A 20,580-nucleotide genomic window follows, 5' to 3' on the forward strand; every position below is an offset into this window, starting at 1 on the left:
CGACTATCTGTGCGTGGGTGCCTCTCCGAGTGTCGTCCGGTTCGCCTTCCAGCCGTTGTACAGCTTGCACACCGGCGGTGTCGTCGCGCTCGAAGCGCTGGCGCGGCCGAGCAAGGGGTCAGCGAACGAACTGCTCGACCACGCGCGCCGGGAACGGCGGCTGGTGGAGGTCGACGTCGCGCTCGCGGCCAGCGCCGTGCGCTACGAGGCCGAGCAGCAGACACTGCTCCCCCTGCACCTGAACCTGACCGCGGCGACCGCGGCGGCGCCGGAAAACGCGCTCGACCCGCTGCTCGACACGCTGGCCAAGGTCGGCCGCAGGCCGCGCGAGGTGGTGCTCGAACTCGGCCCGCCGTTCACCACCACCTGGCCGGAGCAGCTGCTCTCCGGCATGACCAGGCTCGGTGACCTCGGCTTCCGGCTCGCGCTCGACGGGCTCGGCCGCAGCGATCTCCCGCTCACCCTGCTCGCCACCGCACCGGTCGACGTGCTCAAGCTGGACCGCGGCCTCCTGCACCGCCTGCCGAGCGAACCCGGCGCCGTCGCCGTCGCCGAGGCGCTGCTGCACTACGCCTCGCGGACGCAGGCGCGGCTCGTGGCCACCGGTGTCGAGACCGAGGCACAGCTCGACGTCGTCCGAGATCTCGGCATCCGGATCGCGCAGGGCAACCTGTTCGCGGCGGCGGGCGAGGACACGCGGTGGATCGGCGTCCGCACCGCCGCGACGCTCGACCCTGGCGAACGCCGGACCGGCTCCGGCGCCGGGGCCGCGCCGCGCGTCGGCGACTTCCTCCGCCAGGCCAGCACCCTGCCGCACACGGCCACCTGCGAGGACGTCCGCACCGTGCTCGCCGCCGCCGACGGGCCGTCCGGGATCGTCGGGGTCGACGAGGACAACCGTCCACAGTGGTCGATCGACCGGACCCGGTTCCTGCTCGCGGTCACCGGCCCGTACGGCCACGCGCTGCACGCCAAGCGGTCGGCCGACCGGCTCGCGGACAGCCCGCACACGATCCACACCGACGCCGGCGCGCTCGAATTCCTCGAACTGGTCACCGACGCCGACTGGAGCCGCACCGGCGACGACGTCGTGGTGGTCGGCGAGGACGGCCGCTGCCTCGGCGTCGTGCTGGTGACCGAGGTGGTGCGCGGTGTCGCCGAGGCGAAGGTCGAGGCCGCCGCCGCGCTCAGCCCGCTCACCCGGCTCCCCGGCAGCGAAACCGTGGCGCGCGACGTCGACCGCCGCATCGCCTGCCGCGAACCGTTCGTGGCCGCGTGGCTCGACGTCGACTCGTTCAAGTCCGTCAACGACAACGCCGGGTTCGCCGCCGGCGACGATCTCATCCGCGCGCTCGGCCGCACCCTCACCGACCTGGAGGCGCGGCTGTCCAGGATGACCGTGAGCCACGTCGGCGGCGACGACTTCCTGATCGCCTGCGATGTCGACGAGATCAGCACGGTGGCCTCCGCGCTGCTCGACACCCCGTGGAGCGCCGAAGGGATCGCGGTGACGGTTTCGCTGGCGACACTGGTGTGCGCGACCTCGGCGCTCGGGTCCTACCGCGAAGCGTCCCGCCTGCTCGCGCCGTTGAAGAAGCGCGCGAAGGGCGTGGCCGGGTCGAGCTGGGTGCTCGGCAGGCCCGATTCCGACCGCGTCGACGTGCTTCGCGGGCTGACGCGCACCCGCACCGCCCTGCCCGTACCGCGCGAGGAGCGGCTCAGCAGGCCGGTGTGATGAACCCTGACTCGTAGGCCCTGATCACCGCCTGCGTCCTGTCCCGCGCGCCGAGCTTCGCGAGCACGTTGCCCACGTGCGTCTTCACCGTCTGAATGCCGAGGAACAGCTTTCCCGCTATCTCCACATTGGACAGACCGGCGGCCATCAGCCTGAGCACCTCGGACTCCCGCTCGGTCAGCGAAGCCTTCGCCAGCGCGTCGCGGCCCTTCTCCTCGGGCCGGTGTGATTCGGCCAGCCTGCGGATCGCGGCGGGGAACAGCAGCGACTCCCCCGCCACCACGGTGCGGACGGCGGTGACGATCTCCTCCGGCCGCGCGCGCTTGAGCAGGAACCCGCTCGCGCCTGCCCGCAGCGCGTCGTAGACGTAGTCGTCGTTCTCGAACGTGGTCACCACGATCACCTTCGGCGGGTCCTCCATTGTGGACAGTAAGTGCGCCGTCGCGCGGATACCGTCCACTTTGGGCATCCGGACGTCCATCAGCACCACGTCCGGGCGCAGCCTCGCGACCAGGCCAGCGACCTCCGCGCCGTCACCGGCTTCCCCGACCACCTCGATATCCGGCTCGGAGTCGAGGATCGCGCGCAGCCCGGCCCTGATCAGTTCCTCGTCGTCGACGAGCAGCACCCCGGCCATACCGCACCCCACGGCAGTTTCACGCCGACCTCCCAGTGTTCGCCCGCACGACCGGCGTGCAGCTCGCCTCGCAGCACGTCGACCCGTTCCGCCATGCCCCGCAGCCCTCTTCCGCCGCCGCACCGCTCTCCCGGCGCCTGGTGCCCGAGCGGATTGCGGACCAGCAGGTCCACACGCGACTCCCCCACCGCCACGCGCAGCGTCACCGGCACCCTACCGGCGTGGCGCACGACGTTCGTCAGGCATTCCTGCACGATCCGGTAAGCCTCGCGGGACACCACGGGCGGCAGCGCGGCGAGTTCGCCGGTCACCTCGGTCTCGACCTCGACCCCGGCGAGGCGGGTCGCCGAAAGCAGCGCGGACAGCTCACCGAGGCTTGCCTGCGGTGCCTTCCCCGACGGCTCTTCGCGCAGCAGGCCGAGCACGTGGTCGAGATCGTCGAGCGCGGCGCGTGCCGACTCCTCGATCGCGCTCAGCGCGCGCTCGGTGAAATCGGGGTCGCGGTGCAGCGTCCGCCTCGCCGCGCCCGCCTGGATGGTGACGACGCTCAGCGCGTGCCCGACGGAGTCGTGCAGCTCGCGCGCGAGCCGGTTGCGCTCCGCCAGCCGCTCGGTGCGCCGTTCGAGCTGGGCGATCCGCTCGCTCGGCGACGCGCCGAGCAACCGCGTCGCCGTCATCGCCAGCAGCCGGACCGATCCCGCGACGACGTACAGGAACACCAGCGCGCCCAGCAGCGCGAGCAGCGGCACCCAGATCCCCGCCCAGCCCTTCGGCACCACGAGGCCGGAGGTGTCGCTGCCGAGCGCGAGCCTGCCGGTGAACGGCCCCGCGATCGAGAGCCCCACCGTGATCGGCACCAGCAGGCTGATCAGGCTCAGCACGCCGCCCACCAGCACGTGCACCACGACCATCGCGCCGCTTCGCCAGCGCTGCCGCCAGTCGTGCACCGGCCCGAACACCGCGTCGGGCACCGGGTCACCGAGCAGCTCGCGCACCGCGGTGCCCTCCAGCACCCGCACCGGGGCCAGCAGGGTCGTGCCGGCGAGCACGAGCAACGCCAGCACGCACCCGAACGCAAACGCCTTCGGCGTCGCCATCACGACCGGGATCACCATCGGCACCACGACCGCGACCAGGAGCAGGTAGGGCACCACCATCGCGCCGCCCACCACGAGGTAGATCCACCCGCGGTAGGTGGACCGGCTCATCACCGGGCCCAGCACCCGCCGCAACGCCATGCCGGAATCGTCGCAGACGAAACGGCGGCGCGCCTCCCTCCGGCGCGGGAGGGAGGCGCGTCCACCGGGGTCAGTCCCGGAACGTCCGAGCCGTCGCGGTGACGAGCCCGTTCGCGAAGTTCTCTTCGACCTTGGCCGCCTCGTTCGCGTCCGGCTTCGCGTTCTTGCACGAGGTGCCGGGGCCGTGCCCCGACATCAGCTCCGAGCACGGGCCCTCGTAGTGATCGGGGAGCCCGAGGTTGTGCCCGATCTCGTGCGCCGCGATCCTCGTCGGGTCGTTGCCCTCGTCGACCTGCGTCGAGTCGATGTAGATGTCGCCGTTGCCGTGCCCGTCGGTCTGGGTGTACGAACCCTTTCCGTCGTGCGTTTCGTGGATGATGATCGTCGCCGAGCCGCCCTTTTCGAGCTTCACGTTCTGCACGGCGTTGTTCCAGTTCTCCGCGCCCTGGTCGATCTGCGCGACGTAGTCCGGCGCGCCGCTGGAGTCGTAGTGCAGGGTGGTCACCGTGGGCGCCGCGTTCGCAGGCCCGCCACCGAGCAGCTGCGCCGCCAGTGCCGCACCCGCGATCACCAAGCCCGCCGCCGCCCGCCTGCCCGTTGAAGCACTCATGCGTCTGCCTTTCCGGCTGGGAGAAGTCGTCCTGCTGCGGAAAGTCACGCTAAGGGGTCGGAAAGTTGCCAACCACGTCCAAAAGTAGGAAGTGGTTGCGTTCCCCCTCCGGAGGGAGGAGCGCCACCCGCGAGGACGACTCGGTGCGGCACCCACCGTGGTTTGATCCGTTCCGACACCCGCCGCGACCGTTCGGAACGTGATGACCTCTCTGCTGTTCGGCCTGCTGAGCCTGCCGTTCTTCGTGCTGATGCTGTGGCCGCTCGTGGTCGCCTCGCGCCGCGTGCTCGGCGTCCGCATCGGCACGCTCCGCACCCTCGTCGGCGCCGGTTTCGGGTGGGCGGTGGCGGGTTCGGTGCTCTACTCCGTGCACGGCGCCTGGTCCCGCGGCACGTTCGCCGGCCTGGTGATCCCGATCGCGGGATGCGCCTTCCTCACCACGTTGCTGTTCCTGTTCGTGGCCGAGATGGCGGTGCCCAGCGGAGGCGGGCTCGGCCTGCTGGGGCGGCTGCGGGCGCTCAAGGGGCGGTTCTCCCGCGCCCGCCGGTACTCGCAGATCACGCGCATCGCGATCCGGCACGGTCTCGGCCCGTACCTCACCGGCAGGCGCGCGACCGGCGACGTGCGGCACGCCAGGCTCGCGCGCTCACTGCGCAAGGCGCTCGAAGAAGGCGGGGTCACGTTCGTCAAGCTCGGACAGGTGCTCTCGACGCGACCCGACGTGCTGCCGCCGGTGTTCATCGACGAGCTCAGCAAGCTGCAGGACCAGGTCGCGCACGCGCCGGTCGACGAGATCGAGCGCCTCCTCCGCGAGGAACTCGGCGCCGCACCCGACGAGATCTTCGCCGAGTTCGATCCGGAGCCGATCGCGGCCGCGTCGATCGCGCAGGTCTACCGCGCACGGCTCAAATCCGGCACCGACGTCGTCGTCAAGGTGCAGCGGCCCGGGATCGAGAAGAAGGTGGACCGCGATCTCGACATCGTGCGCCGGGTCGCGGAATCCTTGCAGCGACGGGCGAAATGGGCGCAGGCCCTCGGCGTCGTCGATCTCGCCGAGGGCTTCGCCGACGCGCTGGCGGAGGAACTCGACTTCCGGGTGGAGGCGCGCAACCTCAACGCCGTCCGGGCCGCCTGCACCGGGGACGCCATCGCGCTGCCGAAGGTCCATTCGAAGCTGTCGACGGACCGGGTGCTGGTGATGGACCGCCTCGACGGCACCCCGCTCGGCTCCTCCGGCGGCCGGATCCCCGACGCCGACCGGGCCGCGCTGGCCCGCTCGCTGCTCGACTGCCTGCTGCGCCAGGTGATGCTGCACGGCGTCTTCCACGCCGATCCGCACCCCGGGAACGTGCTGCTGCTGGCGAACGGCAAGCTCGGCCTGCTCGACTTCGGCTCGGTGGGCAGGCTCGACTCCGGGCTGCGCGGCGGGCTGCGGCGGCTGATGCTCGCGATCGACCGCGCGGACCCGGCGGCCTTGCGCGACGGACTGCTCGAAATCGTGGACCGGCCGGACGACATCGACGAACAGCGCCTCGAACGCGCGCTGGGTGCGTTGGTAGCGAAGCATTTCAACCATGGGGAGGCGCCGGACGTGGAGATGTTCACCGACCTGTTCCGCATCGTCGCCGAGTTCGGGCTGGCCATTCCACCCGCCATCGCGGCCGTCTTCCGCGCGCTCGCCACCGTGGAAGGCACGCTGGCGCTGCTGGCGCCGGGGTTCAACATCGTCGTGGAGTCCCGCGCGTTCGCCGACGCGCAGATCGGCGCCCGCCTGCGCCCGGAGACCCTGCGGGACACCGCCACCGAGGAGCTGCTGAGCCTGCTGCCCGTGCTGCGCCGGATCCCGCGCCGCGTCGACCGGATCACCGGCGCGCTCGAACAGGGCAGGCTGTCGGTCAACGTCCGCCTGTTCGCCGACGAACGGGACCGCGACGTGGTCACCGGGCTGGTGCACGAGGTGCTGCTCGCGTTCGTCGGCGCGGCCACCGGTGTGATGGCCGTACTGCTGCTGGCCAGTACCGGCGGGCCGCGCGTCGCCGACGACCTGACGCTCAACCAGGTGTTCGGCTACAACCTGCTGGTGATCAGCGCGCTGGTGGGTCTTCGCCTGCTGTTCGTCGTCTTCCGGTGGAGCGCAGGACGATCGCGGCGATGAGCGCGACGACGAACACCGCGAGGCCGCCGATCAGGAACCAGCTCCCGGTGCGGTACCCGGTGTCGCGCAAGGGGACACCGGGAAGCCCGGCGTCGGTGAACGCCCTCGTCGGGTCGAGCGCCTGGGCCGAGAAGATGTTCCCGGCGCCGACGACGACACCGGTGACCTTGTCGAGTGGAATCCCGCCACTGCCCGGCGCCGTGACGTACGTCCGCGAGTCTCGCGAGTCGTCGCGCTGGTCGCCCGCGGCGAAAACGGTGCCATCGGGCACCTTCACCGAGAACTCCCGGTCCGCGTAACCCGCCGGGCGGATGTAGTCCTCGGTGACCGCCTCGCCGTTGACCGTGAGCCGGGTGCCCGCGTCGCAGCACGCCACGGTGTCGCCGCCGACGCCGATGACCCGCTTCATCGTCGAGCCGCTGTTCTTGCCGCCGGGGTAGGCCGACATGTCGAAGACGATGATGTCACCCCGGTGCAGCGCGGTCGGCGATACCGGCGAGACGATCGCCTTGCCGCTGACCGGCATGGTCGCCGCCATCTCCGTCCGGTCGTCGTCGAACGTCCGGTAGCCGAGGACCTTGATCACCCCGACCAGCCCCACCACGAGCCCGGCCGCGGCCAGCACGAGCGCCAGCGCGAGCCTGCGGGAGAACCGGCGCCGCGGCACCGAGGGAGGTGGTGGCGGAAAGTCTGATTCGGTCACGTTCGCCCCATCGTCACCCGGCCACGGACGTTACGTCCATTGTGGACGGACCGACCCCTCGGTCCGCGCGGTTCATCCTGCCATGATCGGGACGAATACCCCAGAGCGATGCCGTATAGGTCGTTATACACAATTCGACCGAGAAAAGCGCCCCGGCGTGACCGGGGCGCTTTTCCAGAGGTGGTTCAGACGGTGAAACCGAGGGCGCGCAGCTGCTCGCGGCCGTCCTCGGTGATCTTCTCCGGGCCCCACGGCGGCATCCAGACCCAGTTGATCCGGAAGTCCTTCACCAGGCCGGCGCCGCCGACCAGCACGGACGAGACCTGGTCCTCGATGACGTCGGTCAGCGGGCAGGCCGCCGAGGTCAGGGTCATGTCGATGGTCGCGGTGTTCTCCTCGTCGACGTGGATGTCGTAGACGAGGCCGAGGTCGACGACGTTGATCCCCAGCTCGGGGTCCACCACGTCGCGCATGGCCTCTTCGAGGTCCTCGATCTTCGCCACGTCGGCGCCCGGGTTCGCCTGCTGCTCCGGCAGGTCCGCGGCGGTCCGACCCTCGCGGTGTTCGGGCACCTCGGTCGTCTGGGTCTCGTTACTCATGGTCCTCACTCTTTCGGGGTCGTGGTGGTGGCCGCCACCCCAGAATCCGCCACCGCGGCCTTGAACGCCATCCAGCCGAGCAGCGCGCACTTCACGCGGGCAGGGTACTTGGCGACGCCGGCGAACGCGATCCCGTCCTCCAGCACCTCCTCGTCGGGTTCGACCTGTCCCCTGCCCTGCATCAGCTCGACGAACGCGTCCATCGTGCCGAACGCCTCGCCGACCGTCCTGCCGACCACCAGGTCCGTCAGCACCGAGGTGGACGCCTGGCTGATCGAGCAGCCCTGGCCCTCGTAGGAGATGTCGGCGACCTTGTCACCGTCGATCTTCACGCGCAGCGTCACCTCGTCGCCGCAGGTCGGGTTGACCTGGAACGACTCGGCGTCGAACGGCTCGCGAAGGCCGCGGCCGTGCGGGTTCTTGTAGTGGTCCAGGATGATCTCCTGGTACATGCTCTCCAGGTTCACCGCTCAACTCCGAAGAAGCGCTGGGCCTCGCGAACACCCGCTACCAGAGCGTCCACTTCGGACAGCGTGTTGTAGAGGTAGAACGACGCGCGCACGGTCGCCGGGACCGAGCAGCTCCGGTGCAGCGGCCACGCGCAGTGGTGCCCGACGCGCACCGCGATGCCGAGGCTGTCGAGCACCTGGCCCGCGTCGTGCGGGTGCACCCCGTCGATCACGAACGACACCGCGCCACCGCGGTCGGCCGTGTCGGTCGGCCCGATGATCCGGACGCCGCCGATCCCGCCGAGCCCGGCCAGCGCCGCCTCGGTGAGGACGTGCTCGTGCGCGGCGACGCGCTCCATGCCGACCACCGAGAGGTAGTCGACGGCGGCACCGAGCCCGACCGCCTGCGAGGTCATCGGCGAACCGGCCTCGAACCGCTGCGGCGGCGGGGCGAACGTGGTGCCCTCCATCCTGACCAGCTCGATCATCGAGCCACCGGTCAGGAACGGCGGCATCGCCTCGAGCAGCTCACGACGTCCGTAAAGGACACCGATACCGGACGGCGCGAGCATCTTGTGCGCGGAGAACACCGCGAAGTCGACGCCGAGATCGGCGAAGTCCACCGGCGCGTGCGGCACCGACTGGCAGGCGTCGAGCACGGTCAGCGCGCCGACCTTCTTCGCCTTCTCGGTCAGCAGCTTCACCGGGTTGACGGTGCCGAGCACATTGGACTGGTGCGTGAACGCGAGCACCTTCGTCCGCTCGGTGACCAGTTCGTCCACGGTGGACAGATCGAGCCTGCCGTCCGCGGTGACGCCGAACCAGCGCAGCGTCGCACCGGTGCGCTGGCAAAGCTGCTGCCACGGCACCAGGTTCGCGTGGTGCTCCATCTCGGTGATGACGATCTCGTCGCCAGGCCCGATCCGGAACCGCTCCGCTTCCGGCCCCGCGGTCGCGGCGTTGCTCATCGCGTAGGCGACCAGGTTGATGCCCTCGGTGGCGTTCTTGGTGAACACCAGCTCCTCCGGGAACACCCCGACGAACTCCGCGGTACGCGCGCGGGCGTACTCGTAGGCGTCGGTGGCCTCCTCCATGAGCTGGTGCGCACCCCGGTGCACGGCCGCGTTGGACGTCTCCAGGAACCGGCGCTCCGCGTCCAGCACCTGGGTCGGCCGCTGCGAGGTGGCGCCGGAGTCCAGGTACACCAAGGGTTTCCCGTCCCGGACGGTACGGGACAGGATGGGGAAGTCGGCGCGGATCGCGTCGACTTCGATCGGCAGAGAGTTAGCAGTGGTGGTGGTCACTTGGCCAACCCCTCTCTCGGTGCGTTCGGGGACTCCGAAATGGACTGCACGTCAGGCGGTGGCGGGCTCTGCCTTGCCGACGTACTTCACGTAGCCGTTCTCTTCGAGCTCGTCGGCGAGTTCCTTGCCGCCGGACTCGACGATCCGGCCACCGGCGAAGACGTGCACGAAGTCCGGCGTGATGTGGCGCAGGATGCGGGTGTAGTGCGTGATCAGCATGACGCCGACCTCGTTGTTCGCCTTGTACTCGTTCACCCCGTCGGACACCACGCGCAGCGCGTCGACGTCGAGGCCGGAGTCGGTCTCGTCGAGGATGGCGAACTTCGGCTTCAACAGCGAAAGCTGGAGGATCTCGTGGCGCTTCTTCTCGCCACCGGAGAACCCTTCGTTGACGCTGCGCTCGGCGAACTCGGACGAGATGTCGAGCTTGCCCATCTCCTCCTTGACCTCCTTGACCCAGTGGCGAAGCTTGGGGGCCTCGCCACGGACCGCGGTGGCCGCGGTGCGCAGGAAGTTCGACATCGAGACGCCGGGCACCTCGACCGGGTACTGCATGGCGAGGAAGAGGCCCGCGCGAGCGCGCTCGTCGACGCTCATCTCGAGCACGTTCTCACCGTCGAGCAGCACTTCGCCGGAGGTCACTTCGTACTTGGGGTGACCGGCGATGGCGTAGGACAGCGTGGACTTGCCCGAGCCGTTCGGGCCCATGATCGCGTGCGTCTCGCCCGACTTGATCGTCAGGTTGACGCCCTTGAGGATCTCCTTGGCGCCTTCGTCGGTGGCGACCGAGGCGTGCAGGTCCTTGATTTCCAGGGTTGGCATGTTCTGTTTCCTGTGTCTGTGGCGGGAAAGTGTTCGAGGATCAGGCAGCCTGATCAGGCAGTCAGATCAGGCAGGCTGATCAGGCAGTCAGATCAGGCATTGACGGCTTCGAGCTCGGCTTCGATCGCGGCCGCGAGGCGCTCGCGCACCTCGGGGATGTCGATCTTCGCCAGGATCTCGTGGAAGAAGCCGCGCACCACGAGGCGGCGCGCCTGTCCCTCCGCGATCCCGCGCGACTGGAGGTAGAACAACTGCTCGTCGTCGAACCTTCCCGTCGCGCTGGCGTGGCCGGCGCCCTCGATCTCACCGGTCTCGATTTCCAGGTTCGGCACCGAGTCGGCGCGCGCGCCTTCGGTGAGCACCAGGTTCCGGTTGAGCTCGTAGGTCTGAGTGCCCTCGGCCGCGGCCCTGATCAGCACATCGCCGATCCAGACGCCGTGTGCGCCTTCGCCCTGCAGCGCGCCCTTGTACATCACGTTGGACTTGCAGTTCGGCACCGCGTGGTCCACGAAGAGCCGGTGCTCCTGGTGCTGCCCCGCGTCGGCGAAGTACAGGCCGAGCATCTCGACGTCACCGCCGCGGTCGGCGAAGGTGGCCGTGGGGCTCACGCGCACCAGGTCACCGCCGAGGGTCACCACGATGTGCTTGAGCGAGGCGTCCCTGCCGAGCTTGAGGTGCTGTTCGGAAACGTGCACCGCGTCGTCGGCCCAGTCCTGCACGCTCACCACGGTGAGCTTCGCGCCGTCGCCGATGACGAACTCGACGTTGTCCGCGTAGGTGCCGGAACCGACGTGGTCGAGCACGATCGCGGCCTCGGCGAACTGCTCCGCCCGCACCTGCACGTGCCCGAACGCGGTCTTGCCCTCGCCCGGCCCGGTCAGCCTGACGACGGTCGGCGCGCTCGCCTTGGTCTCCTTCGGCACGGTGACCAGCGTGGCGTCGGCGAACGACGAGAACGCCTGTGCGGCGATCCGGTCGCTCGGCACGCCCGCGGCACCGAGCCGCTCGTCGCCGCGCGACACCGTTTCCACGGTGACCTCGGGCGCGGGCTCCGCCGAAACGGTGACCTCGCCGTCGGCGACGGCCGTGCCGTCGTGCAGGCCGCGCAGGCGCTTCATCGGTGTGAAGCGCCAGTTCTCCTCGCGCCCGCCGGGGACCTCGAAGGCCTCGACGTCGTAGGAGGAGAACCGCTCGGCGCGGGATGCCGCCGGGACGACCGCCTCGGCCGCAGCCGCGGTGTTGCTCGTGTTCGTGTCTGCTGGTGCCGTCATCTCAGCCGACGGATCCTTCCATCTGCAGTTCGATCAGGCGGTTCAGCTCGAGGGCGTATTCCATCGGCAGCTCGCGCGCGATGGGCTCGACGAAGCCACGGACCACCATGGCCATCGCCTCTTCCTCGGTCAGACCGCGGGACATGAGGTAGAAGAGCTGGTCCTCGCTGACCTTGGACACCGTCGCCTCGTGGCCCATCGACACGTCGTCGTTGCGGATGTCGACGTACGGGTAGGTGTCCGAGCGCGAGATGGTGTCGACCAGCAGCGCGTCGCACACGACGCTGGACCGCGAGTGGTGCGCCCGCTTCGCGACCTTCACCAGGCCGCGGTACGAGGTGCGGCCACCGCCGCGCGCCACCGACTTCGACACGATCGTCGAGGAGGTGTGCGGCGCCAGGTGCTCCATCTTCGCGCCGGCGTCCTGGTGCTGGCCCTCACCGGCGAACGCGACCGAAAGGACCTCGCCCTTCGCGTGCTCGCCCATCAGGAACACCGACGGGTACTTCATGGTCACCTTGGAGCCGATGTTGCCGTCGACCCACTCCATGGTCGCGCCCTCTTCGCACTTGGCGCGCTTGGTGACCAGGTTGTACACGTTGTTCGACCAGTTCTGGATCGTCGTGTAGCGGCAGCGGGCGCCCTTCTTCACGATGATCTCCACGACCGCCGAGTGCAGCGAGTCGGACTGGTAGATCGGCGCGGTGCAGCCCTCGACGTAGTGCACGTAGGCGTCTTCGTCGACGATGATCAGGGTCCGCTCGAACTGACCCATGTTCTCGGTGTTGATCCGGAAGTACGCCTGCAACGGGATGTCCACGTGCACGCCCTTCGGCACGTAGATGAACGAGCCGCCGGACCACACCGCGGTGTTCAGCGCGGAGAACTTGTTGTCACCGGCCGGGATCACCGAGCCGAAGTACTCCTTGAACAGCTCCGGCTGCTCGCGCAGCGCGGTGTCGGTGTCCAGGAAGAGCACGCCCTGCTTCTCCAGGTCCTCGCGGATGGAGTGGTAGACGACCTCGGACTCGTACTGCGCCGCGACGCCCGCGACGAGGCGCTGCTTCTCCGCCTCGGGGATGCCGAGCTTGTCGTAGGTGTTCTTGATGTCCTCGGGGAGGTCTTCCCAGCTCGCGGCCTGCTTCTCGCTCGAGCGCACGAAGTACTTGATGTTGTCGAAGTCGATCCCGGAGAGGTCGGCGCCCCAGTTCGGCATCGGCTTGCGGTCGAACAGCTTCAGCGCCTTCAGGCGCGCCTCGCGCATCCACTCCGGCTCGGACTTCTTGCCCGAGATGTCGACGACCACGTCGTCGTTCAGTCCACGACGAGCGCTCGCGCCCGCCGCGTCGGAGTCGGCCCACCCGAACGCGTAGTTGCCAAGAGAGTTGATCGTCTCTTCCTGGCTCAGGGGCGTGGTGGTGGTGCGCTGCTCGGCAGCGGCAGTCATGCGGGGTGCCCTCCATTCGCGGATACTGTGTCTTCCCCTTTTCGGGGTGCGTCCCCGCCGGGGGTGGCGGCCCCGGCGGATCGGTGCCCATCGGGCGGGGTGTCCTCCGGCTGCCCTGCGGCCTCCGGAGTACCCGCCTTGGCGACGGGTACGTGTGTGGTGCACGCGGCGTCACCGCGTGCGATCGTCGCCAGCCGCTGCACGTGCGTGCCGAGCAGCTTGGCGAACGCCTCGGTCTCGGCCTCGCACAGCTGCGGGAACTCCGCGGCGACGTGCGCGACCGGGCAGTGGTGCTGGCAGAGCTGCTCGCCCGCGCCGACCTTGCGGGTCGACGCAGCGTAGCCTTCCCTGGTCAGCGCCGCGGCGAGGGCCTCGGCCCGCGCCGTCGGCTCCGCGGCGTCGGTGACGGCCTCGGAGTGCGGCCCGACGAGCGAGGCCACCCGGCGCTCGGCGAACGCGCGGACCGCGTCCTCCCCCGCGTGCTCGGCGAGGAAGCGGATCGCGGACACCGCGAGATCGTCGTAGGCGTGCCCGAACCGGGCACGGCCGCTCTCGGTGAGCAGGAACAGCTTGGCCGGGCGGCCACGGCCGCGAGGCCCGCGCCTCGGCGCGTCCCTCGTCTCGGCCTCGCCGTCGGCCACCAGCGCGTCGAGGTGGCGGCGGACGGCGGTCGGGCTGATCCCGAGCTGGTCCGCGACGACCACGGCGGTCATCGGGCCCTGCTCCAGCAGTAGCCGCGCGACCTCGTGCCGGGTGCGTCCGTCCGCGTTGACCTGCGCCGGGACACCCGAAGCCGCGGCACGGCGCGGCTCGCCGTCCTGCGGGATGGATGCTCCGGTCTTTTTCACAACATAAGTGTGTCGTATTTACCCGCCGACAGCAAAGGCGGGACCATCGGTGAGTGACCGGAGTCACGACGGCCGGGAGTCGCTACGCTCCGTTCGTGGCATTCGGCTGGCGGGCGGCGGGACGAGGGACGGTGGCGGCCGTGGCGTCACCCGTTCGGCCGCTCGACGCGGACCCGCTGCCGGATTCCGACGTCCGCGGGCTGCACCTCGTCCGGATGTTCGGCACGGTCGGCGCGCTGCTGCTCGCCTTCGGCTCGCTCGGCGCGGGCGCGGCGCCGGTGCTCAACCCGGTGCTCGAGATCCCGGTGCTGCGGCTGTTCGCCCGCATCCCCACGGTCGCGCTGGCGATCGCGTTCGCCGGGATCGGGATGATGGTCGCCGGCTGGCTCATGCTCGGCCGGTTCGCCAGCCCGGCGCGGGAGCGGATCGCCTCGCGCGGCCAGCTCGACCGCACGGTCGCGATGTGGGCGATCCCGCTGCTGTTCATCCCGCCCCTGTTCTCCCGCGACGTCTACGCCTACCTCGCGCAGAGCGAGATCGTGCACCGCGGCATGGACCCGTACGCGCTCGGGCCCGCCGACGCGCTCGGTGTCGGCGACCCGCTGACCGCCAACGTGTCCAACATGTGGCGCGAAACCTCGCCGCCCTACGGGCCGCTCTACCTCCGCCTCGGCGGATGGCTGGCCGGGATCTCCGGCAACCACATCGTCGTCGGCGTGCTGCTGCAGCGCGCACTCGCGCTCGCGGGCGTCGCGCTCATCGTCTGGGCGCTGCCCCGGCTGGCCCGCCGCTTCGGTGTCCAGCCGTCCACCGCGCTGTGGCTGGGCGCGGCCAACCCGCTGGTGCTCTTCCACCTCGTCGCGGGCGCGCACAACGACGCGCTCGCGCTCGGGTTGATGATGGCGGGCCTCGAACTCGGCCTCCGTCGGCTGCCGGTCCGGATCAAGGACGAGGACCCGCCGCCGCTGGCGAAGGGGGAACTGCTCTCCATCGCACTCGGCGTGGCGGTGATCACGCTCGGCGCGATGGTGAAGGTCAACGCCTTGTTCGCGCTCCCGTTCTTCGCGGTGATGGTGGCGAGGCGCTGGCACGGCAGGCTGCGCGACCTGGTCCGCGCGGGACTGCCGATGGCGCTCGTGTTCGCCGTCGTCACGGTGGCGGTGTGCTTCGGCTCCGGGCTCGGCTTCGGCTGGATCGCCGCGCTGAGCACGCCCGGCATGGTCTGGAGCTGGATCTCCCCGATCACCGAGCTGTCCAACGTCGGCGGGGTGCTCGGCATCGCGCTCGGGCTCGGCAACCAGACCAGCTCGCTGGTGTCGGTCATGACGCTGCTCGGCTACGCGCTCGCCGCCGTGATCACCGTCAAGTTCCTCTGGGACAGCTTCAACTGGCGCTACCGCCCGATCATCGGGCTCGGCGTCTCGCTCGGAGCCGCGTCGGTGCTGCACGTCGCGATGCAGCCCTGGTACCTGCTGTGGGCAGTGATCCCGCTCGCCGCCGCCGCGGGCACCTCACGCTTCCGGGTCGCGGCGGCCGTGATCAGCGTCATCCTGCCGTTCCTGACCCCGCCGACCGGGAGCACGTTCTCCGGGCGGCCGTTCGTACTCGCGTTCGCCTACCTCGCCGCGGGCGTCGTCGTCGCGATCGCGCTGGTCATCGTGCGGAGGCGGCAGCCGTCACTCGTGCCGTGGCCGGTCAGGCGCTCGAAGCAGATGCCGCAGCACCTCGCCTGAGGCCACGCCGTATTCTCGGTTCTCGTGAGTTCAGCCGCCGTCGAAATCACCGGGCTGGTGAAGCGCTACGGGTCCGTCACCGCGGTCGACGGCCTCGACATCGCGATGCCCCGCGGCACGGTGCTCGCCCTGCTCGGGCCGAACGGCGCGGGCAAGACGACCACCGTCGAGATCTGCGAAGGCTTCCTGCGCCCCGACGCGGGCTCGGTGCGCGTGCTCGGGCTCGACCCGGTTCGCGACGGGAAACGGCTCCGCCCGCGCATCGGCGTGATGCCGCAGGGCGGCGGCGCCTACCCCGGCGTCCGCGCCGACGAGATGCTCCGGCTGGTCGCCTCGTGCGCCGCGAGCCCGCTCGATCCCGCGTGGCTGCTCGACACCCTCGGTCTCTCCCCGGTGCGCCGCACCCCGTTCAAACGCCTCTCCGGCGGGCAGCAGCAACGGCTTTCGCTCGCGTGCGCGCTCGTCGGCCGCCCGGAGCTGGTGTTCCTCGACGAGCCGACGGCCGGCATGGACCCGCAGGCGCGCCGTCTCGTCTGGGACCTGCTCGGCGCGCTGCGCTCGGACGGGGTGAGCGTGCTGCTCACCACGCACCTGATGGAGGAAGCCGAAGCGCTCGCGGACGACGTCGTGATCGTGGACGGCGGCAAGGTGATCGCGAACGGCGCGCCGAGCGCGCTGACCGCCGAGACCGACGAGGCCGCGCAGTTGCGCTTCAAGGCGAAGGTCGGGCTGGACACCGCGTTGCTCGCCGCCGCGCTGCCTGAGGGCTACCGCGTGCAGGAGGCGGCGCCCGGCGCGTACCGGGTCGAAGGCGCCGTCGATCCGCAGGTGGTGTCGACGGTGACCGCGTGGTGCGCGCAGCAGGGCGTACTCGCCGAAGAGCTGCACGTCGGCAGGCGCGGCCTCGAAGAGGTCTTCCTCGAGCTGACCGGACGGGAGTTGCGGGCATGAGCGACGCTTGCGAGCGAGTCGAAGACGCCACGCGCCCAAGAAAGTCGAACACTGTCTCGGGGAGCGAGGCGATCGCATGAGTCAGTTCGCCGCGGGCACGTTCACCCCCGCGCCGGGTCGCGGGAAGCTGCCGAAGATGCTGCTGACGCACGCGAAGGTCGAAGCGAGCCTGACCCTGCGCCACGGCGAGCAGACACTGCTAACCCTGCTCATCCCGCTGGCGCTGCTGGTCGGGCTGAGCCTGCTCAACATCCTGCCCACCGGCGACATCGGCGCACTGTCCAGAGTGGACTGGGTGACGCCGAGGATCCTCGCGCTCGCGGTGATGTCGTCCGCATTCACCGGACAGGCCATCGCACTCGGCTTCGACCGCCGTTACGGCGTGCTGAAACGGCTTTCCGCCACCGCGCTCCCCCGTTGGCTGCTCGTCGCCGGGCGGCTCGCGGCGGCACTCGTCGTGGTCGCGCTGCAGGCGGTCGTGCTGAGCGTGGTCGCGGCGTTCCTCGGCTGGACGCCCTCGGGTGGCGGCATCGCGGCGGCGGTGGTGCTGCTCGTCGCGGGCACGCTCGCCTTCGGCTCGCTCGGCGTGCTGCTCGGCGGTTCCCTGCGCGCGGAAGCCGTGCTGGCGCTGGCGAACATCGTGTGGTTCGTGCTGCTGCTCGCGGGCGGCATCCTGCTCGCGCCGTCCGCGTTGCCGAGCGGTGTCGCCGTCGTCGTCGAACTGCTGCCGTCCGGCGCGCTCGCCGAAGGGCTGCGGGCCGCGCTCGTCGACGGATCCTTCGCGTGGGGCCCCATCGGCGTGCTTCTCGGCTGGGCCGTCGTCGCGGGCGGGCTCGCGTCGAAGACGACCCGGCTCACCTGAGAAAAGCCCGCCGCATACCATCGAACAGTGCAATTCAGCTCGCTGATCGGCCGCCTGCCCTATCCCACCCGCGCGGTGCAGCGGACCGTCGCCATCGCCGCCGTGATCGCACAGGCGGGGATCGGTGTCACCGGTTCGGTCGTGCGGGTGACGGGTTCCGGGCTCGGCTGCCCCACCTGGCCCGAATGCGTCCAGGGCAGCATGCTCCCGGTCGACCACCCCGAATACCACGCGCTGAACCAGTGGATCGAGTTCAGCAACCGGATGCTGACCGGCGTGGTGATCGCGGTCGCCGCGCTGTGCCTGATCACCGCGTGGCGCGTGGCGCACGAGCACCCCGAGCGGAAGCGGCTGGTGAAGCTCGCTTGGACGATGCCGGGCGGCGTGGTGCTGCAGGCCGTCGTCGGCGGGATCACCGTGCTGGCCAAGCTGGAGTGGTGGACGGTCGCGATCCACTTCCTCGCCTCGACACCGCTGATCTGGCTCGCCGTGCTGCTGCTGCGCGAATTCGCGTCCGACGGGCAGCCGGTGCGCTGGCGCGCGGGCGACACCGGGCGCACGTTCCTGGTGGTGCTCATCGCCTCGATGTGGACGGTGCTGATCGCCGGGACCGTGGTGACCGGCGCGGGACCGCACGGCGGTGACCCGAAGACGCACCGGCTCGACGCCCCCGTCGGCACCCTCGCCACGGTGCACGGCGCGCTGCTGGTCTGCTACCTGATCGTGCTCGCCTGCTACGGCCTCTACCTCTTCCGCGCCGGTGCGACGCCGAAGTTGTGGCGCGCCTACGTCACCGTGTGGGTCATCGCGCTCGCGCAGGGCGCGCTCGGGTCCGTCCAATACGGACTCGGCGTGCCGGAGGCGCTCGTCTCGCTGCACGTGCTCGGCTCCGCACTCGTCCTCATCGCCACCGCGAACCTGTGGTGCGCCGCGCGGGACCAGCACCGGCTCACGGCCCCGTCGGACACCGAGCACGAGCTGACCCCGGCGGGCTGAGGTCCGTTCACCACGACGTCACGCCGCGGTCAGGCCGCGTGGTTACGCTCGCTGTGCCGAACGTCCGCATCCACGCGCAGTGAGGTCGGCCATGACCAAACCGTTGATCTCGGGCCACCGCCCGACCGGGCAGATGATCGTCCTCAAGACCTTCCTGCTGGTGCCGTTCGCGGCACTGCTCGCCGCGCTGCCGCTGGCGTGGGGCTGGGGTGTCTCCTGGCTCGATCTCGCGCTCGCGGCCGTGTTCTACACGGTCGCCACGCTCGGCGTCACCGTCGGGTACCACCGCTACTTCACCCACGGCGCCTTCAAAGCGGGCAGAACACTGCGCGTCGCGCTGGCCATCGCGGGCAGCATGGCCGTCCAGGGGTCGGTGATCTTCTGGGTGGCGAGCCACCGCAGGCACCACGCGTTCGCCGACCGAGAGGGCGATCCGCATTCCCCGTGGCTCTTCGGCACCTCGCCGTCGGCGATGCTGCGCGGGTTCTGGCACTCGCACATGGGCTGGATGTTCCGCCGCGAAGTGACCAACTACGAACGGTTCGCGCCCGATCTGCTCGCCGACGAGGACCTCCGGGTCGTCAACCGCTACTTCTGGCTGTGGATCGTGCTCAGCCTCGGGCTGCCCGCCGCGCTCGGCGGGCTGCTGAGCTGGTCGTGGCAGGGCGCGCTGACCGCGTTCTTCTGGGCGGGCCTGGTCAGGATCGCGTTCCTGCACCACGTGACCTGGTCGGTGAACTCGATCTGCCACCTGGTCGGCGAGCGGCCGTTCGAAAGCAGGGACCGCGCGGCGAACTTCTGGCCGCTCGCGATCCTGTCGATGGGCGAGTCCTGGCACAACTCGCACCACGCCGACCCGACCTGCGCGCGGCACGGCGTGCTGCGCGGCCAGGTCGACGTGTCGGCGCGGCTGATCTGGCTCTTCGAACGGCTCGGGCTGGCGAAGAACGTGCGCTGGCCGAAACCCGAACGCCTCGCCGCGAAACGGGCCCCGGTGCCGTAAAAGCGGTGTCCTAAAAGGACATCAGCGCATCTCCCCCGCGCCCGCGTACCGGTGCGCGCTGCGCAGAGCCGCGCCCGCGGCGAACCGGCCGAACCGGAAGTCCTCCGCGTCGATGGCGGGATCACCGCTGACCCCGTCGAGGAGCAGGTCCGCGCTGAGCCGCCCGACCGCGGGCGCCAGCTTGAACCCGTGCCCGCTGAACCCGACGGCGAGGAACAGCCCCGCCACCCCGGACGGCCCGATCACCGGGTTGTAGTCGGGGGTGACGTCGTAGCAGCCGGCGTAGGTGGTCACCACGCCGGGATCCGGCCAGCCGGGGAAGCGGTGCGCGAGCTTCTCCACTGCCGTCTCGACGAACGAGCCGTCCGCGCGCTGGCGGTAGCGATCCGGGTCGACGTACTCGGGCACCGCGTGATCGCTGTTGCCGACGAGCACGTCCCCTGACGGCTCCATCCGGAAGTACTGCAGGCTCACCAGATCCGACACCACGGGCGCCTGCCCGAGCTCGGTGCCGGAGTCGACGAGCACGATCTGCGCACGCTGGGCGCGCACCGGCAGGTCCAGGTCCAGCGGTGCGGCCAGCGGTACCGACCACGGCCCGTTGGCCAGCACCACCGTGCCCGCGGAAATCCGTTCCCCCGCACCGGTTTCGACGCCGATAACCCTGCCGCCGGTCCCCTTCATCAACCGCCGCACCGGTGTGTGCTGCCGGATCCGCACGCCCCGTTCCCGTGCCGCCGAGGCGAAGGCCATCCCGGTCAGGTACGCGTCACCGCTGCCGCCGCGCGGTTCGTAGGCGAAGGCGCGGAAGTCGTCGACGCGCATCGCGGGCCACCATTCGCGCAGCCGGTCCGGGGTGATTTCGGCGACCTCGACGCCGACCGACCGCTGGATCGCGATGTTCGCCCGCAGCGCCGGAAGGTCGTCCTCGCCGACCCCGGCGGCGTACCCCACGCCACGGAACCCCACGTCCGCGCCCAGCAGCTCCTCGGCGTTCTCGAAAACCTCGACCCCGTACCAGGCCATCGCCGCCAGCGAGGCCACGCCGTAGTGGCAGCGGACGATGCTGCTGGACTTCGCGGTGCCGCCGGAGCACAGCGTCGAGCGTTCCAGCACCACGACATCCCGCACGCCCCGCTCGGCGAGCGCCCACGCGATCGCGAGTCCTTCCAGGCCGCCGCCGACGATCACGACATCCACGTTCTCCAAGCCACGCT

The 20,580-nt window shown here is 70.5% G+C and carries 19 protein-coding genes; 7 read left to right on the forward strand and 12 right to left on the reverse strand.

The window, feature by feature from the left end; translation table 11 throughout:
* Positions 1 to 13 precede the first annotated feature (13 nt).
* Positions 14 to 1,735, forward strand: coding sequence for a GGDEF domain-containing protein (locus ABD256_RS29490; RefSeq protein ID WP_344426125.1), 1,722 nt, complete (start codon positions 14 to 16; stop codon positions 1,733 to 1,735).
* Here ABD256_RS29490 and ABD256_RS29495 read toward each other — a convergent pair.
* The 3 genes from ABD256_RS29495 to ABD256_RS29505 all read right to left on the reverse strand — a co-directional run bounded on the left by ABD256_RS29495 (position 1,719) and on the right by ABD256_RS29505 (position 4,220).
* Positions 1,719 to 2,372 (reverse strand): response regulator transcription factor, encoded by a 654-nt coding sequence (locus ABD256_RS29495; protein WP_344426127.1) that lies wholly within the window; start codon positions 2,370 to 2,372, stop codon positions 1,719 to 1,721. The two genes, ABD256_RS29490 and ABD256_RS29495, sit on opposite strands and share 17 nt — an antisense overlap.
* Positions 2,336 to 3,610, reverse strand: coding sequence for a sensor histidine kinase (locus tag ABD256_RS29500; RefSeq protein ID WP_344426129.1), 1,275 nt, complete (start codon positions 3,608 to 3,610; stop codon positions 2,336 to 2,338). The genes ABD256_RS29495 and ABD256_RS29500 overlap by 37 nt, the downstream gene beginning before the upstream one ends.
* Positions 3,611 to 3,680: 70 nt before the next feature.
* The gene (locus ABD256_RS29505; protein ID WP_344426132.1) at positions 3,681 to 4,220 is read right to left on the reverse strand and encodes a snapalysin family zinc-dependent metalloprotease; all 540 of its coding nucleotides are present in this window, start codon (positions 4,218 to 4,220) and stop codon (positions 3,681 to 3,683) included.
* A gap of 202 nt (positions 4,221 to 4,422) precedes the next feature.
* Here ABD256_RS29505 and ABD256_RS29510 point away from each other — a divergent pair, with 202 nt between their 5' ends.
* On the forward strand, positions 4,423 to 6,375 hold the full coding sequence (locus tag ABD256_RS29510; RefSeq protein ID WP_344426135.1) for an ABC1 kinase family protein: 1,953 nt from the start codon (positions 4,423 to 4,425) through the stop codon (positions 6,373 to 6,375).
* Here ABD256_RS29510 and lepB read toward each other — a convergent pair.
* The 8 genes from lepB to ABD256_RS29550 all read right to left on the reverse strand — a co-directional run bounded on the left by lepB (position 6,305) and on the right by ABD256_RS29550 (position 13,818).
* Entirely contained in the window at positions 6,305 to 7,078 is a 774-nt protein-coding gene (lepB, locus tag ABD256_RS29515) for a signal peptidase I (RefSeq protein WP_344426138.1), read from the reverse strand. The genes ABD256_RS29510 and lepB overlap by 71 nt on opposite strands.
* Before the next feature lie 185 nt (positions 7,079 to 7,263).
* Positions 7,264 to 7,677 (reverse strand): metal-sulfur cluster assembly factor, encoded by a 414-nt coding sequence (locus ABD256_RS29520; RefSeq protein WP_344426141.1) that lies wholly within the window; start codon positions 7,675 to 7,677, stop codon positions 7,264 to 7,266.
* Between the two features lie 5 nt (positions 7,678 to 7,682).
* Positions 7,683 to 8,144, reverse strand: coding sequence for a Fe-S cluster assembly sulfur transfer protein SufU (gene sufU, locus ABD256_RS29525; RefSeq protein WP_344426143.1), 462 nt, complete (start codon positions 8,142 to 8,144; stop codon positions 7,683 to 7,685).
* Complete coding sequence (locus tag ABD256_RS29530) at positions 8,141 to 9,430, reverse strand: cysteine desulfurase (protein WP_344426146.1); 1,290 nt, start codon at positions 9,428 to 9,430, stop codon at positions 8,141 to 8,143. The genes sufU and ABD256_RS29530 overlap by 4 nt, the downstream gene beginning before the upstream one ends.
* A gap of 51 nt (positions 9,431 to 9,481) precedes the next feature.
* Positions 9,482 to 10,252 carry a Fe-S cluster assembly ATPase SufC gene (gene sufC / locus ABD256_RS29535; RefSeq protein ID WP_344426149.1) on the reverse strand — a complete coding sequence of 257 codons (771 nt, stop codon included), beginning with the start codon at positions 10,250 to 10,252 and terminating at the stop codon, positions 9,482 to 9,484.
* 92 nt (positions 10,253 to 10,344) lie between these two features.
* Positions 10,345 to 11,523: a Fe-S cluster assembly protein SufD gene (sufD, locus tag ABD256_RS29540; protein WP_344426152.1), complete on the reverse strand. Its 1,179-nt coding sequence runs from the start codon at positions 11,521 to 11,523 to the stop codon at positions 10,345 to 10,347.
* 1 nt (position 11,524) lies between these two features.
* Positions 11,525 to 12,970 (reverse strand): Fe-S cluster assembly protein SufB, encoded by a 1,446-nt coding sequence (gene sufB / locus ABD256_RS29545; RefSeq protein WP_344426155.1) that lies wholly within the window; start codon positions 12,968 to 12,970, stop codon positions 11,525 to 11,527.
* Positions 12,967 to 13,818, reverse strand: a complete 852-nt coding sequence (locus ABD256_RS29550) for a helix-turn-helix transcriptional regulator (protein WP_425546540.1) — start codon at positions 13,816 to 13,818, stop codon at positions 12,967 to 12,969. Before ABD256_RS29550 ends, sufB begins: the two co-directional genes overlap by 4 nt.
* 131 nt (positions 13,819 to 13,949) lie before the next feature.
* Here ABD256_RS29550 and mptB point away from each other — a divergent pair, with 131 nt between their 5' ends.
* The 5 genes from mptB to ABD256_RS29575 all read left to right on the forward strand — a co-directional run bounded on the left by mptB (position 13,950) and on the right by ABD256_RS29575 (position 19,363).
* Entirely contained in the window at positions 13,950 to 15,551 is a 1,602-nt protein-coding gene (gene mptB, locus ABD256_RS29555; RefSeq protein WP_425546541.1) for a polyprenol phosphomannose-dependent alpha 1,6 mannosyltransferase MptB, read from the forward strand.
* Positions 15,552 to 15,575: 24 nt separating this feature from the next.
* Positions 15,576 to 16,502: an ABC transporter ATP-binding protein gene (locus ABD256_RS29560; protein WP_344426161.1), complete on the forward strand. Its 927-nt coding sequence runs from the start codon at positions 15,576 to 15,578 to the stop codon at positions 16,500 to 16,502.
* A gap of 76 nt (positions 16,503 to 16,578) precedes the next feature.
* Positions 16,579 to 17,364, forward strand: coding sequence for an ABC transporter permease (locus ABD256_RS29565; RefSeq protein ID WP_344426164.1), 786 nt, complete (start codon positions 16,579 to 16,581; stop codon positions 17,362 to 17,364).
* A gap of 27 nt (positions 17,365 to 17,391) precedes the next feature.
* Complete coding sequence (locus tag ABD256_RS29570; protein ID WP_344426167.1) at positions 17,392 to 18,360, forward strand: COX15/CtaA family protein; 969 nt, start codon at positions 17,392 to 17,394, stop codon at positions 18,358 to 18,360.
* A 91-nt stretch (positions 18,361 to 18,451) separates the two neighbouring features.
* Entirely contained in the window at positions 18,452 to 19,363 is a 912-nt protein-coding gene (locus tag ABD256_RS29575; RefSeq protein ID WP_344426170.1) for an acyl-CoA desaturase, read from the forward strand.
* 21 nt (positions 19,364 to 19,384) lie between these two features.
* On the opposite strand, the gene ABD256_RS29580 is transcribed toward ABD256_RS29575, so the two are convergent.
* Positions 19,385 to 20,563: an NAD(P)/FAD-dependent oxidoreductase gene (locus tag ABD256_RS29580; protein ID WP_344426266.1), complete on the reverse strand. Its 1,179-nt coding sequence runs from the start codon at positions 20,561 to 20,563 to the stop codon at positions 19,385 to 19,387.
* Between the last annotated feature and the right edge of the window lie 17 nt (positions 20,564 to 20,580).

The sequence above is a fragment of the Amycolatopsis minnesotensis genome (genome assembly GCF_039529815.1).
In the GTDB taxonomy this organism is placed as follows: Bacteria; Actinomycetota; Actinomycetes; order Mycobacteriales; family Pseudonocardiaceae; genus Amycolatopsis; species Amycolatopsis minnesotensis.